At 45.4% G+C, this 15,413-nt stretch carries 9 protein-coding genes; 5 read left to right on the forward strand and 4 right to left on the reverse strand.

The genetic code is table 11. The annotated features are described in order from the left end of the window. Positions 1 to 91: 91 nt before the first annotated feature. Together MTBPR1_RS06080 and MTBPR1_RS06085 are read right to left on the reverse strand one after the other, a co-directional pair. Complete coding sequence (locus tag MTBPR1_RS06080; protein WP_069186679.1) at positions 92 to 3,598, reverse strand: two-partner secretion domain-containing protein; 3,507 nt, start codon at positions 3,596 to 3,598, stop codon at positions 92 to 94. An 18-nt stretch (positions 3,599 to 3,616) separates the two neighbouring features. Then, positions 3,617 to 5,341, reverse strand: coding sequence for a ShlB/FhaC/HecB family hemolysin secretion/activation protein (locus MTBPR1_RS06085; RefSeq protein WP_083222927.1), 1,725 nt, complete (start codon positions 5,339 to 5,341; stop codon positions 3,617 to 3,619). Positions 5,342 to 5,548: 207 nt separating this feature from the next. Here MTBPR1_RS06085 and MTBPR1_RS06090 point away from each other — a divergent pair, with 207 nt between their 5' ends. Together MTBPR1_RS06090 and MTBPR1_RS06095 are read left to right on the forward strand one after the other, a co-directional pair. Further along, positions 5,549 to 6,913 (forward strand): sensor histidine kinase, encoded by a 1,365-nt coding sequence (locus MTBPR1_RS06090; RefSeq protein ID WP_069186680.1) that lies wholly within the window; start codon positions 5,549 to 5,551, stop codon positions 6,911 to 6,913. Further along, positions 6,910 to 7,605, forward strand: coding sequence for a response regulator transcription factor (locus tag MTBPR1_RS06095; RefSeq protein ID WP_069186681.1), 696 nt, complete (start codon positions 6,910 to 6,912; stop codon positions 7,603 to 7,605). The genes MTBPR1_RS06090 and MTBPR1_RS06095 overlap by 4 nt, the downstream gene beginning before the upstream one ends. A 68-nt stretch (positions 7,606 to 7,673) precedes the next feature. On the opposite strand, the gene MTBPR1_RS06100 is transcribed toward MTBPR1_RS06095, so the two are convergent. Together MTBPR1_RS06100 and MTBPR1_RS06105 are read right to left on the reverse strand one after the other, a co-directional pair. Continuing rightward, complete coding sequence (locus tag MTBPR1_RS06100) at positions 7,674 to 8,909, reverse strand: DEAD/DEAH box helicase (RefSeq protein ID WP_069186682.1); 1,236 nt, start codon at positions 8,907 to 8,909, stop codon at positions 7,674 to 7,676. 279 nt (positions 8,910 to 9,188) lie between these two features. After that, a complete protein-coding gene (locus MTBPR1_RS06105) occupies positions 9,189 to 10,613 on the reverse strand; it encodes a methyl-accepting chemotaxis protein (RefSeq protein WP_069186683.1) in 1,425 nt (474 codons plus the stop codon). A gap of 511 nt (positions 10,614 to 11,124) precedes the next feature. Between MTBPR1_RS06105 and MTBPR1_RS06110 the strand changes: the two genes are divergently transcribed. The 3 genes from MTBPR1_RS06110 to MTBPR1_RS06120 all read left to right on the forward strand — a co-directional run bounded on the left by MTBPR1_RS06110 (position 11,125) and on the right by MTBPR1_RS06120 (position 15,385). Next, complete coding sequence (locus MTBPR1_RS06110; protein WP_069186684.1) at positions 11,125 to 12,516, forward strand: CmpA/NrtA family ABC transporter substrate-binding protein; 1,392 nt, start codon at positions 11,125 to 11,127, stop codon at positions 12,514 to 12,516. 112 nt (positions 12,517 to 12,628) lie between these two features. Continuing rightward, positions 12,629 to 13,642 (forward strand): ABC transporter permease, encoded by a 1,014-nt coding sequence (locus MTBPR1_RS06115; protein ID WP_083222928.1) that lies wholly within the window; start codon positions 12,629 to 12,631, stop codon positions 13,640 to 13,642. Positions 13,643 to 13,657: 15 nt separating this feature from the next. Continuing rightward, positions 13,658 to 15,385: an ABC transporter ATP-binding protein gene (locus MTBPR1_RS06120; protein WP_069186685.1), complete on the forward strand. Its 1,728-nt coding sequence runs from the start codon at positions 13,658 to 13,660 to the stop codon at positions 15,383 to 15,385. Positions 15,386 to 15,413 lie beyond the last annotated feature (28 nt).

Here is a 15,413-nt window from a genome sequence, read left to right on the forward strand (position 1 = left end):
TTTGAAAGAAGAGGAATAAGCTCCAAGACATTCTTGGGATCATGCGCTCTGGCTACGCTCTGAATCTAAATGGCAAAAAAATACCAAAAGATTAGTTTTCGTTTCTTTCAGAGATGACCATCATCACTTGTTCGTTGCCATAGTTAATCACGACCTCAAGGGGAAGGCCGCCATCGGGTACGGCTTTGGCTTCAAAGGATTTGGTTGCCGGGTTTACGCTGAGCCAGCTTGGTAAGCTTGCGCCATCAACAAGTGTCGCTCTCACTGATGTGGTTGTAATATTTTGACTAACCTGCTGGGGCAGCTCGAAACTGAAGCCCTGACCAGATGTTGTCATGTTTTTAGGTACAGAAACCAAAACAATATTACTATTGGATACGGCAAGGCTTTGACTCGTCTTAGCAGGCGCTGCCATGGAAACCTGAATGCCGCTCGTGCCCAACTGGCCTGTTCCAACAGAGCTGCTGCTTGTTGTATTTACCCCACCTACCGGAAGACTATTAGATGTTGGTGCAGTTGTGCTCTGCTGTGCTGCTGTACTGCTTTGTCTTGGTGTTGTGGAGGCAGGTGTTGACGTATTGTTATTTGTTGTGGTCGTTGGTGGTGTGGGAGGCTCTGGTAGTTTTAGAACCAACTGACCATTAACATAAGTAAAACTATAGTTATCTGCGGTGAATCCACTTGGAATAATCGTATAGGTTCCAGCTGCTGTGGCACCTTGACTTGTCCCACCATAGGCTAATGTGCCACCCAGAACCGAACTGGTTTCACTATTGACAAAACCTGCATAGCTTACGCCATTACCGCCTAAATAAGCTGCCCCACCTGTTGTTTTTGACAGGTTGTTTGCTGTTACGCTCAGGCCAGCTTTATTTACCGTATAAGATGTTGCCGTACTATATGGGGCGAGATCAAAGTTTGAAGCAGACCCACCCGTAAAACTTAATCCTGAGAGATAAGAGACGTTATAGCTCCCAACAGAAGTTGTATCTGAAATACTGTATTTGCCCGTCCCTGTTACCCCTGTTAGGCCAGTATAATCCCCTGCGCCCAAGGTAATGGCAGAACCAGCAGAATCAACAAGGTTGTAAGCAAAGCTCAAACCGCCATAGGTTCCTGCTGTGGTGGTTTCTTGAATGTAGACGCGTTTTCCCGGTGCCGGAAGTCCCTTAAGTGTCGGGCTTGATGAAATATCCCAAATCGTACCGCTAAACCCTGTGGGAAGTGCAGTGCCCCCTGAGGTGTTTAACGTGGCAGAGGTATAAACGTTCGTGCGCGTTGGGCTACCGTTACCTAGCCCTGACTGGGTGGTATAATAATTGGTAAAAGTCCCACCTGATGAAAAACCAGCGAGCCCGCCAAAGGAGGCAGAGGAAACCGCGTTCCCCCAAGAAAAGCTATCATCAATGGTGACGCCACTTGAATAAACCACACCGACCAAGCCGCCTGTACCATAATAGCCCGAACCTGTCGTATCATAGGTTCCAGACAAGACAGAACCCGTTGCGTAACTTTCACTAATGGCTGTTTGAAGCGTTGCCCCGGTTGTTGCAGAATGTGCCGCACGTGTTGTGGTGCCGAGATCACCAATTAAGCCCCCTAAAGCCAGCTTAAATGAGTCAGACTGCTGACTACTTACATTGGCTGTACTGTAGGTACGTTTGGCGACCAAGCGACCGCTATTTTGCTGACCGATCAGGCCACCTGCAAAAAATACGGCTTGGGAAGACCCCGGGTTTGCCGAGATTAAACCTTTGCTCCACACCCCATAAAGGTTGGTTTCCTCAGCAACAGACGAGCCCTGAACAAGGCCCGTAAGGCCACCAATGCGGAATTTGTCTGTCGTTTTGGCTGTATCACTGGCATTTGTCTGGATATCCATATTTGTAATACCCAAGTTCTTAACCGTAGCGCCTTGCAAGCTTGCAAAGATACCGATATTGCCACCCGATGTCGCGCGCACCGTATAGCCATCCAGCGCATTGCCTAAGCCGTTAAAGCTGCCTTGAAAGTTCGAGTTGATTAAAGCTGTCGTGTAATTGGTACCAGAAAGGGATAAGTCCTGCCCCAAGGCCCCACGCACACTTGAGCCCGAGCCCATGGTCAAAAGATCACTGACAGAATTATAAACCGTATAGCTTTCATTACCGATTTTCAGGCTTGGGCTTGAACCCGATAACGTAACATTTGCCCCGTTGGCTAAATCCAAATAGAAGTCTTTTCCGGCTGTGGGGGCCGTTGTTCCATCAGTACCACCATAATACAGATTTAAGCCTGCATTATTGCCCGTTGCCGTTACATCTTGCGTAATGAAAATATCATTTACCGCCGATAGGGTCAGGCTTGTATCGGCTGACCATGACACCGCGTCATTGATATAGACATGCCCGCCTGTACCGCTGCCCCCTGTTGTACTGGAAATACTGACATTACCACCAGCAAGGTTGGTTTGCAGGGTTGCAGCCGTCATATCGCCCGAACTACTAACAACAAAATCAACCGGATCAATCAACCATGTGCCATTTTCCCCGTTTGGGGCAAGTGTATTGACCTCAGTTGCGTTTTCAATATCCACATGACTTGCTGAGGTTTCAATAAAGCCACCATCACCACCTTGGTTTCCCGCAATTGCTTTTAGGCTTCCGCTTATGGTTGTTGTGCTGTCCAGATTGCTCAAGTCTGCAATAATAAGCGCTTCACCAGCAGAGCCGCTGCTGTCAGCTTTGGCTGAAACATCAATGGAGCCTGAATGAGTGATTGTATCACTTGCTAACAGACGGATCACACCGCCATCATTATGAAGGCCCGTGGCTTCAATAGCCCCTTCGTTATTTACCACGCCACCGCGCAATGTATTGGCGGCTTGGGCTGATAAAATCACCAGACCACCGGGGGCAAGAACGGCTTTTTTATTTTCCACCAACGCATCGACTTGTGACTTTGTGGCTGTCACATCTGCCAGCCCACCGCCATCAGAAAACTTAAGGGTGATGGCTTCTCCTGAGGTCAAAGCCACGGTGCCTGCCTTAGCCAGAATAATTCCTTCATTTCGCACTTCAGGGGCTAATAACGCTACATAACCGCCCAAGGATGTTTCGATCTGACCTTCATTAACAACACTGCCTGTTGAGCCGTTGCGCAAAAAGGTTGAGTTACCAGCCATAAAATCTTCAACGCTGATATTATGCGTTGTCGCACCCAAAGAGCCAACCTTTACACTGGCCCCGGGGGCGAAATAGACTCCTTTGGAGTTGGTGATAAAAACCTTACCGTTGGCATTGAGCTGTCCAAAAATTTTACTTGGGCTCGCCCCTGTGACACGGTTAAGGGCCACGCTGTTTGTACTTGGCTGATTAAAATCAACAGTGGCTTGAGAGCCAATATTAAAACTCTGCCAGTCAATAACAGCGCGACTGCTTGACTGATTAATGGTCATTACATTGTTTGACTGTGAGATCGAGGCCTGACCGCCCACAACATTTCCCCCGGTGGGAAGCTCCGTTGGGGCCGGGTCTTGTGCAAATGAAAGTGAGGCACACAGTGTTGAGAGAACACTTGCTGTACTGCTCAAAAGTAATCGATTGAATTTATTTAACATCTTTGCATTTCCCCCTTTTTAAAACGACACATTTGCAACAAGCCAAAGGCGATGCTCTATGCGGGTGCCGTCTTGATCTTGGCCCCCTGTGGTGCGGTTTGGATTATTGCCCAAGCGGGTTGAATAAGTCGCATCCACCCCAAAGCCTTTGGGCCCATCCCAAGAAAGCGAAGAGCCAATGGCATGAAGGTCATACATATTGACGTCAGCAGGTGAGGCAATATCGTTATTCTTATTCACCCTAACGCGGCCCCAATCATAAAAGGCCGAGACAGAGACAGTTTCATGAACACGGTATCGAAGTTCAGCCGATAAAAGTAACGCATCACTGCCACCGCCTTCATCCCCGGGATAGGCGCGCACACCGTATAGGCCGCCCAAGTAAAACTCTTCTGAGGAATCAAGATTATCCTTGGCCCATTGGGCTGAGGCTTTTACATAGGCTGAAACATCTTCTGAAATAGCCTGTTGGCGCGATAGGTTTGCCGTAATTTTACTGTAGCCCCCTTTGAGGTCGCTATCTTCACTTGTGTCAATGTCCCCCAAAGCGATGCGACCATATGTGATATCCGCACTGATTGCATTTGCGCCCCCACCGAAATGATCATCAAAGGAAGTCGCGTTTAGGCCCAGCACAAGTTTGGAGTTATTATATTTACTGCTGATTTCACCACTGCTTTTATTGAGGTAATTATTATGTCTGACCTCACCCGTAATATTCAGGTTTTCTTGCTGTGATCGAATGAGCGGATAATTAAACCCAAGCCCAAAAGAGGTGGAATCACCTTTAGCACCAAGGTCTTCAAAATCAGGAGATGTCAATTTATAGGACATCACCGAGGCATCTGCCTTTAAAGCTAAACCGTCATATCCAACCGGCATATTTAAAGCCAAACGACCATATTTACTGCCTTTATTCGCGATGGCGGAAAGTGTGAATTTTTCCCCTCGTTTTAACAGGCTGTTCATATTTAAATTAGCGGTTAAACGCTCCCGTCCGGTTGAGCGCACCCCGGTATTATCAATGCCTGCATCCCCGCTCAATAAGGGTTCATCGGTAAATTTCAATAAAATATCGGTCTCGCCCGTGTTTTGACCTTGAACCATACGCCCAGAAACACTAACCCCTGCCAAGTCATCCAAAAGGAAAAGGCCGCGATCCACATGACTTGAGGAAAGTGGTGCCCCTTTCTTTTGGGCTTGCTCTATATATTTTTGACCTTTTTCACGGTTTAGACGTTGGGATTCATCACCTTCAAGCTTTACATCACCCAATATGGCTTCGACAATTTGCAAAACAACGCTGCCGTCTTGAATTTCCTGTTCAGGTAAATAGACACGAACCAACCAGCCTTTTTCGCGATAGAGCTTGCCAACTGCCGCCGCTGCTGCTTGCAAACCGTTAAAATCAATGGCACGGTTTTCATATTCTTTTACAGCGCTGGCGAGCAATTCATCTTTCAGCAGAGCATTGCCCTGAAACTTGAATTCATCGATTTTAAAAACAACACCTTTTAGGGGCTTCATTTCCTCAGGCAGGCGCATTGGTGCGCGTGTTTTGGGTTTGGTCTTTTTCAGCTCGTTTTCAATCTTATTGCGCAATGTGCCTGCATCAGGGGGCGTTTGTGCAAAACCATCAGCGATTTTTGCACCGGAAAAATCTACAACAGTCAGCGCAAAGCCCAAAAACACCAAATCCTGAATGGTCCAGTCTTTTAGTCTGAATAATCTTGTTTTTTTCATCTTAACCCTTGCAACCCCGCAATAAAATGAAGGCACAACTTTTGCGGCCTAAGCCCTAAGCCTTGAATGAGACATCATTAGCTTTTGTTTATACAGTTTGACCGGGTTGTTTTTGAGTCGAGTTTTGTACCATTTTGTATCGTTGATTAAGCGAACTAATCATGTAATTCTAGATACTTAGAAACAACATCTCTTGGTTAGTTTAGAATGGATATGAAAACTCTGGCTGCCGTACTGGCTGCCGTCACGCTTGTTGAAGCCGTGGTACTCTATTTATTGTACCGCCTTTTTCCGCAAATTCCTTCAACCAGAAACTGGGCGATTGGCGGTGCGTGCATGGCAGCAGGTAGCGTGCTTTTTGTTTTGCGTGGCATCGTCCCGCTTTTCATGTCTATTGTGATTGCAAACGGGCTCTATCTTCTTTGCTATATGTTTATGCTGCATGGCTGTCGCCAATGGTTGAAACGAGATATCCCATGGCGCATGAGCCTTTCCTTTCTTTTCATCATCTGGACACCGTTTTTCTTTCTGGCTTATTCACATGACTATCTTGCAGAACGTATCTTTTTAGCCTCCTTAGGGATGGCGGTCTTTTCCTATTGGGCAGGCCATGAATTATGGATCAGGAACAAAAATAGTAATTATTCTGAAAAGCTGGCGGGCTTTTTCTTTTTGTTCTTCGGCGTTATCTTCTTCCTCAGAACGATCCATGTCGTGTTTGTAGAGGCTGAAGTCCCTGAATTTATGCAATCCACAAACATTCGTGACACATTGGCCTATTTAACCGGGATTGTCGGTCATGTGGGCTATACGGCTGGCTTTGTCCTGATGATCTCAACACGTCTTCAAAATGAAGTGAAAGCACAATTAGTTACCTTATTTGAAGCCAATTCAAAAACAGACAAGGCCATTCAGGAACAACGAAACCTCTTAACCATGATTTCCCATGAATTTTCCAACCCTCTTGCGACCATCAAAAGCACGGGAGATTTAATCATGCTCCAAGCCCAAGATGCACCAGAGCTTAAAGACCAAGTGGGGCGTGTTTTACGCTCAACAAACAGGTTGGTGCGCCTTGTTGATAACGTGTTGAAAAAAGATTGGATGAACAAAGAGCTGGAAAACCCTGCAGAACAAGAAATTGATGCGACTAAACTATTGACCCAAACCTGTCAGGAATTTGAAGTTACTCTCGTCAATGATCATTATGATTCTATTTTTGTCCTTGCAAATAAAGAGATGCTCTCACTTGTTTTTTCAAACCTGATCTCCAACGCCAAAAAATATGCAAAAGACCCGCAAACTGTGACGGTAGAATGCTCAGTAGCCCCAACAGGTCAGCTGATCGTTTGTGTTGAAGATGATGGCCCGGGTGTGGCAAGGGAGGAGGAAGAGCGTATTTTTGAGAAATACTATCGCGGTTCAACAGTCAGTGAGAAAAATGGCGAAGGCGTAGGTCTGTTTTTTGTAAAAGAAATTGTTGAGCGCTACCATGGTAAGACCGAGCTCATCCAAGAAGGGATGACAACCTTTAAAGTCACTCTACCTTGCATTCCAGAAGGTGCCCCATGAAGAAAATAGATCTCATACTGGTTGATGATGACGATGATTTTCGTTCTTCCATTTCAGACTTGCTGGAACTGGATAATTTCAACGTCAGACGATGTGCTTCTCTTGCCCAAATGTGGAATGAGCTGGAAACAAAGCAGCCCGACTTGCTTGTACTTGATGTTTTACTGCCTGATGGTAATGGGTTTGAGGCCCTTGCAAAAATTAAAAAATCTTACCCCTTTCCCGTGGTGATGTTGACCATATTGGGAGAAACACAAGAACGTATTGAAGGACTATCTGAGGGGGCTGATTATTATTTATCCAAGCCAGTAGATTATCGCGAGCTTTCCCTCGTTCTTAAAAACCTACTTCGCCGTTATGAAGACCTACCACAAGATAAAGAGCCGCAATGGCAATATAATCCAGCACAATGGCATTTATTTACCCCAAAGGGAGATGTCATTGAGCTTACAGCGGCTGAAAACAAAGTGATTAACCATTTGGTCCGCAATAAAGAGCAAACGGTTAGTCGCGATGACCTTTACCTTGAATTAGGTAGAACCAATACAGAAACCCATTTGCGCAGTCTAGACCTTCTTATTTCACGCATCAGAAAGAAAATACTTGTCTCAAGCAAAGACATTCCCTTTAAAGCGGTCCGCGGTGTTGGCTATATGTTTACAGCTCAAGTCACAGTTCATGAAGAGAGCTAACGCCATATAATTATCTCATTACCATACCCGTAAGGTAGCTGTTTCAAAAAACTCCTGTTAAATGCAAACTAAGCTGTTCGTTTTTTAGGCTTGCCGCGATAACCTTTTGACTTTGTTCGACGGTTTGGGGATTGCCGAGAGCCTCGTTTGGTTGGTTTGGGCTCATGCTGTGCGGGTTGACCACCTAAAACGTCAAGCTGATGCTGCATTAATTTTTCAATATCGCGCAGGTAAGCTTGCTCACTGGGCTCACACAAAGAGATTGCAACACCCGATGCCCCAGCGCGTGCGGTGCGCCCGATGCGATGGACATAATCTTCAGCAATATTTGGAAGCTCGAAGTTAATGACATGGCTGACACTATCGATATCAATGCCTCGTGCTGCAATGTCAGTGGCAACCAAAACACGCACTTCACCGCTACTGAAGTTTTTAAGTGCTTTTTGTCGCGCACCTTGCGATTTGTTACCATGAATAGCTGCTGCGCTAATGCCAACCTTATCAAGTTGTTGCGCCACCCGGTTGGCGCGATGTTTGGTCCGTGTAAAGACGATCGCTTTATTGATGGCCTTGTCGCCTAATATATTGGTGAGCAGGTCTTTTTTCTCAGAAGAGGGCGCATAATAAACGCTTTGGGCAATGCGATCCACCGGTGTTGATTGTGGTGTCACCTCAATGCGTACAGGGTCACGCAATATAGTGCTGGCAAGTCCAGAAACCGTTTTTGGCATGGTTGCAGAAAAGAATAGGGTCTGGCGTTCCTTGGGAAGTGTCGCAATGATTTTTTTGACATCATGGATGAAGCCCATATCCAACATACGGTCTGCTTCATCCAATACAAAATGCCAAATGTGCTTAAGTGAAATATGGCCTTGCTTCATCAGGTCTAAAAGACGCCCAGGTGTTGCAACGACGATATCAACACCACGCTGGAGTGCTTTAACCTGATTTTTTTGGCTGACACCACCAAAAATAACGGTATGTCGCACAGGGAGATGTCGCCCAAGACTTTCGATAGATTCACCGATCTGAATAGCCAGCTCACGGGTGGGGGCAAGGATGATGCTTAAAGGGTACTTAGGTGCTGGGGGCTCCCAATCATCAGCAAGCTCATGCAAGATGGGAAGGCTGAATGCAGCCGTCTTTCCTGTGCCAGTTTGGGCAATACCCAGCAAATCACGTTTTTCAATAAGAGCCGGAATTGATTTTTCTTGAATGGGCGTTGGCGTTTCATAATGTTGGTCTTGCAGGGCACGCAACAATGGCTCAGACAGGCCGAGCGCCTCAAAATTATTCGATTTCATAAATTTTCTTTCAGCCGAGCAGTATCTCCCTCTTTAGTACAGGGGATGAGCTCCGGTATTTTGTAACATCCCGGAGCGCTGACGGGGCATCAATGACTTATTTTCAATTTCGAGATATTGTCACACTGAACTTTCAGTGGAATTGCGCGATCACGAATGAATAATGAAAGGTTGACTTGCACCTAAATCTTTAACTTGTCAACCTTCCTGTTTGTTTTTGTCTTGTTTTCCAAGCTAAACCAACGATGAATTCCTCTTTCCCTTTTATGTACTCGGTCTCTATTTTTGCATAATATCCAGAAACTCCGTGCTTGAACCAGCTACATTTTTCGCTGTGCCCTCCAATCCTGAAGAAAGGGTTCTTAGGTTATTTGATAAGTAGGAGAGTTCGTCCATTGCTGTATTCATAGCTTTTACATCTTTTGAGATATTATCTGCTGTGACAGTGGAATGTTCAACATGGCTGGCAATGGATTGGGTTGCCTCATGTTGGTTTTTAAGAACATGCGTCATATCTTGTGACGTTGTTTCAAGTTGATTCATTTGACTATCAACGGTCATCATAAGGCTCGTGCTGTCCTTTAAGGTATTTTGAATATTGTTAATTTGCTCTGAAATATGGTGAGACGCATCTTCAGACTGAGATGCGAGGGATTTGATCTCTCCGGCAACAATGGCAAAGCCTTTGCCAGCAACCCCTGCACGTGCTGCTTCAATGGAAGCATTTAGCCCTAACATACGCACTTGGCCCGCAATCTCATTAACGTCACGAATGATACTGCCAATATTTTCAGCTGTTTTATTAAGTGTTGTCAGTTGAGACATTGCACTGCGGATATCATTTGCAAGGTCACTCACCGTCTGAATGACATGGGTGTTTTTGCGCTCACTTTCATTTTCTGCATGTACAAGTGTATTGATCGCCGTTTCCAAAGCCAGATTACTCTCGCTTATCTCGTTTGAGCCCCCCACAACCCGTTGGCAATTTTCCAAGGACGAGTTGCATTGCCGATTAAGGCTTGTTGCGGCTTCACTTAATTCAACAGACGTGCTGCTGAGGTCTTCAACAGAACCTTGAACGCTGCTTTTAAACTTTTCCATCAGCTGTGTTTTGTATGTTTCACTGATCATACGTTCGAAAATCCGTGCAAGCTGTGAACTCACATAGGTCATGATTTCCAATGAAGTTTCATCCAGAAGGCCGACTTCGCGTCCATAAAACTCCGCAACCGCAACACATTTATTGTCTAAAATGATAGGAAAGCCGAAAAAGCCACGGACATTATTTTTCTTGGCAATTTCACTTCTTAAAAAAGCCTTCAAAACAGTGACATCTTCAACCGCTTGCGCCTGAAGGGACTGAGCAATTTGGCCTATTAAGCCTTTACCTACTTTAAAAACAGTTTCTTCACTTAAGTGCTGAAACTCTTTGATGGAGTTTTGATTAAGGCTCTTATCTAAATGCCAAATCTTATGGGAGATATATTCAGGCCCATCATCAGGGTTTTGAATGTAAAGGTGGGCAATGGGCCAGCCGCTATAATCACAGACTTCTCTAAATATGCGTTCAATAGCAATGGAGGCATCTGTTTTTTCATCAGCAATATTAGAAACCCGGTTAAGCAGTCTCAAAATGGCAGAAAGAGTGTCGTTTGACTGTGACGAGGCGGCGGGATTTGGAAAATCTATTAACTTGGCTAACATGAGGGAGGACCTTTATAATTGTTTTTATAAGGACCCACTCCTGAAGACAGGCTGGCGATAGGGGCTTTAACTTGTTTTTATCAAAGCATTTTATGTGCCAAGGCAGCCCTCTTTTACATGTGCAATTGAGAAAAATCATTTAGTCCTTTGATTTCTTAGGAACTTTATCGTTTTAGAGCCTATAGGCCACCAGCCCAATAGAAGTGCATAATTTTTAATCGATAAATTATAATGATTAAAAATTATGCATCTTTAGTCGGTTGTGATTAATTATGCTGCACCGCAATATGATTCCAAAGTATGACTTTATAGGTCCGATATTTCATACTTAGGAAGGTTCTAAATTTTAGGAAGCCATTGTTATAATTAGACTAAATTAATTTTGAGAAAAACTGGCACGGTCTTTGAAGAGTAGGAAGCAAGTTTATATTTTTCTTTCCGCCTAGATTTCTGGCGATATCTAAAGCGAGAGGAAAATAAATATTAAGGCTCAAATCAAAGGAGATAAGCCGTGCTTAAGAAATCCCGTTCTCTCAAAGCTGCATTTATTGGTGCAGTGTCTGCCCTGGCTCTTTCAGCTTCTGTTGCAAATGCAGAAATGCTTGAACTTGAAAAAGAAGAACTCAAATTTGGCTTTATTAAGCTGACTGATATGGCCCCACTTGCTGTAGCCTATGAAAAAGGCTTTTTCGAAGATGAAGGTCTCTTTGTAACAGTTGAGCCACAGGCCAACTGGAAAGTTTTACTTGATCGCGTCATCGATGGTGAGCTTGATGGCGCCCATATGCTCGCAGGTCAGCCGCTTGGTGCCACAATCGGTTTTGGTACCCAATCACACATCATTACAGCTTTCTCTATGGATTTGAATGGTAATGCTATTACCGTTTCAAATGACATTTGGGATAAGATGAAACCCCATATCCCTAAGCAAGCCGATGGCAAGCCTGTTCACCCTATTAAGGCCGATGCCCTAAAGCCGGTCATTGAAGAGTTTAAAGACGAAGGTAAACCCTTCAACATGGGGATGGTTTTCCCTGTTTCCACCCATAACTATGAGCTACGTTACTGGCTTGCAGCCGGTGGCATTCACCCGGGCTTTTATTCAGAAACAGACATTTCCGGTCAAATTCAAGCCGACGCTCTTCTCTCTGTAACGCCTCCACCTCAAATGCCTGCAACAATGGAAGCTGGTACAATTTACGGCTATTGCGTAGGTGAGCCTTGGAACCAACAGGCCGTCTTTAAAGGCATTGGCGTTCCCGTTGTGACAGATTATGAAATCTGGAAAGACAACCCTGAAAAAGTATTTGGTGTTTCAAATAAATGGGCTGAAGAAAACCCAAACACTCACTTGGCTGTTGTAAAAGCCATGATCCGTGCAGCCATGTGGTTGGATGAAAACAACAACGCCAACCGTAAAGAAGCGGTGGAAATTCTTTCTCGTTCTGAATATGTCGGTGCGGATGCTGAAGTTATTGCCAACTCTATGACTGGTACGTTTGAATATGAAAAAGGTGACAAACGTGATGTGCCTGATTTCAACGTATTCTTCCGTTATAACGCAACATACCCATATTACTCAGATGCAACATGGTATCTGACACAAATGCGCCGTTGGGGTCAAATCACAGAGGCCAAGCCTGATAGCTGGTACCACGACATTGCGAAAAAAGTATATCGCCCAGACATCTATCTGAAAGCTGCGAAAATGCTTGTTGATGAAGGTAAAGCCAAAGCTAAAGACTTCCCATTTGATAACGATGGTTTCCGTGAGCCACAAACTCACTTTATCGACAATATCGTTTACAACGGTCGCACACCTAATGCGTACCTTGAAAAATTCTCAATCGGTCTTAAAGGTAAGCAGCAGGTTAAAGGTACTGAAGTTGCTGATGCTAAGTAAGTCGCATTGAGGATATAGGGAGGTCTGATTGGCAGACCGGGCCTCCCTTTTCCTTCTTATATTCTACATTGTCTGCCCTCTATGTAATACCTTCCACTGAAAGGAAGCTCCCATGTCTGCTACAGCTTCAAGCGCAGCACAAGCTGCCCCTTTGCTTAAATTCTTGTCTTTTATTGGCGGAAAAAACGTAACTTCGGTTGCTGATTTCACCAAACATATTTGGAAAATAGCTGGTATTCCGCTTATCGCCTTCGCCATTTTCCTCGGCCTTTGGCAACAAAGCTCGCAAAATATTGTTACAAGTCTTGGCTCTATCCCCGGTCCCGTTCAAGTTCTTGAAGAGGCCTCTCTCTTGTGGGATGACCACCAGCGCACCCGGGCCAAAGAAGTGGCCTTTTATGAGCGCCAGGAAAAACGCAACGCTGCCAAGCTTGCAAAAGACCCCAATGCAAAGGTTAAGGTGCGTCAATATACGGGTAAACCAACCTATCTTGACCAAATCGTCACCAGCTTGAAAACCGTCTTCATGGGATTCATTATTGCTTCTGCCATTGCCATTCCCCTTGGTATTGCTTGTGGGTTAAGTGAATCGGTCAATGCCGCTTTCAACCCGATTATTCAAATCTTTAAACCCGTCTCCCCTCTGGCTTGGTTGCCAATTGTCACCATGGTTGTCAGTGCGCTTTATGTCACAAAAGACCCAATGTTTGATAAATCGTTCTTAACATCTGCTATTACCGTTACGCTTTGTTCACTTTGGCCAACACTGATCAACACCTCACTGGGTGTCGCCTCTATTGATAAAGACTTGATGAACGTCTCGAAGGTCTTGCAACTGAAATGGCAGACTAAAATCTTCAAAATGATTTTGCCGTCTTCTCTTCCTCTTATCTTTACTGGTCTTCGTCTGTCATTGGGTGTGGGCTGGATGGTTCTGATTGCCGCTGAAATGCTGGCACAAAACCCAGGTCTTGGTAAGTTCGTCTGGGACGAATTCCAAAACGGTAGCTCTCACTCTCTTGGTCGCATCATGGTTGCGGTCTTCACCATCGGTATCATCGGTTTTGCTTTGGACCGCATTATGAAGACGTTCCAAAACCTGCTGACTTTTGATGAACAACGTTAAGATTAGGAGGCAATTATGTCATTTCTTGAATTGAAAAATGTCTCTAAGTCCTACGGTAAGGGCGTTGAGAAAACAGAAGTTCTAAGTAATATCAACCTATCCATTGAAGAAGGTGAATTTGTTGCCATCGTTGGCTTTTCAGGTTCAGGTAAAACAACCTTGATCTCTGCCATTGCTGGCTTAATTGAACCTGATGAAGGCGAGATTACCCTAAAAGGTAAAAAAATTGACGGGGCAGGGCCGGAACGCGGCCTTGTTTTCCAAAGCTATTCACTTTTCCCATGGATGACTGTGCATGGAAATGTGGCCTTGGCTGTTGATCAGGTTTTCGGTAAGAAATCTGCAAGTGAGCGCAAAGCCCATACCGATAAATATATCGCGATGGTCGGGCTGGACCACGCCGCATCACGCTACCCATCTGAGCTTTCAGGGGGGATGCGCCAACGTGTTGCGGTGGCGCGCGCTCTTGCCATGCGCCCTGAAATCATCTTGTTAGATGAGCCGCTCAGTGCCTTGGATGCTTTGACACGTGCTAACCTGCAAGATGAGATCGCCCATATCTCTCAAGAAGAGAAGAAGACCATCATCTTAATCACCAATGATGTGGATGAAGCCATCTTGCTTGCTGATCGCATCATTCCATTAACACCGGGACCAAATGCTGAATTAGGCCCTGACTTTATCGTTGATATCGAACGCCCCCGTGATCGCACAGCGATGAACCATAATGAAGCCTTTAAAGTGCTTCGCCGTGATGTCACAAAATATCTTATGGATGTGGGTATCAAGGCGGGTGTGGAAGATGAAAGCTTCCAACTACCCAATGTGCAGCCTATTTCTGTGGGGCAAAAAAACAAGCTTCCTAAAGCTGCCCTTGAAGTGGCCAAAGCCAAAAGCCTTGAAACAGATCGCTATGTTGAGTTTTCAAAAGTCTTTAAGGTTTATCCAACCCCAGAAGGCCCGCTCACCGTTGTGGATGATTTCAATTTGAAACTTCGCCAAGGTGAGTTCATTTCTGTGATTGGTCACTCCGGTTGTGGTAAATCAACCGTCCTCACCATGGCAGCAGGCTTAAATGATGTGACAAAAGGGGCTGTCATTCTGGATGGTCGTGAAGTTGCTTCAGCAGGGCCGGACCGCGGTGTGGTTTTCCAAGCCCCAAGCTTATTCCCATGGCTGAGTGCACGCGAAAATGTTGCCTTAGGGGTTGAACGCGTTTATCCCCATGCCAGCGCTGCTGAGCGCAAAGACATCATTGAATATTACCTTTCCCGTGTGGGCTTAGGGGATTCAATGGATAAAAAAGCCGCGGGCCTTTCAAACGGGATGAAGCAACGTGTGGGTATTGCACGTGCCTTTGCCCTTTCTCCTAAATTGCTCTTGCTAGATGAGCCTTTTGGTATGCTTGACTCCTTAACCCGTTGGGAGCTGCAAGAAGTTCTCATGGATGTATGGAAGAAAACACAAGTAACCGCCATTTGTGTCACCCATGATGTGGATGAGGCCATCTTACTTGCAGACCGTGTGATCATGATGTCAAACGGTCCCCACGCAACTGTTGGGAAAATTTTGGAAGTTGATCTTCCACGCCCACGTACCCGCAAGGCACTTCTTGAACATCCACGATATTATGAGCTGCGCGAACAGCTTCTAACGTTCTTGGAAGAATATGAAGGTGGTGACCCGGTTGAGGAGGAAACCAGCAAAGAGGAAGAAGAGCTGAAACAAGTTGTGAACGGTTAATTGAAAAAGGGTGCCCTGCATAAGGTCA

It is taken from the genome of Candidatus Terasakiella magnetica, from assembly GCF_900093605.1.
GTDB classification, from domain to species: domain Bacteria; phylum Pseudomonadota; class Alphaproteobacteria; order Rhodospirillales; family Terasakiellaceae; genus Terasakiella; species Terasakiella magnetica.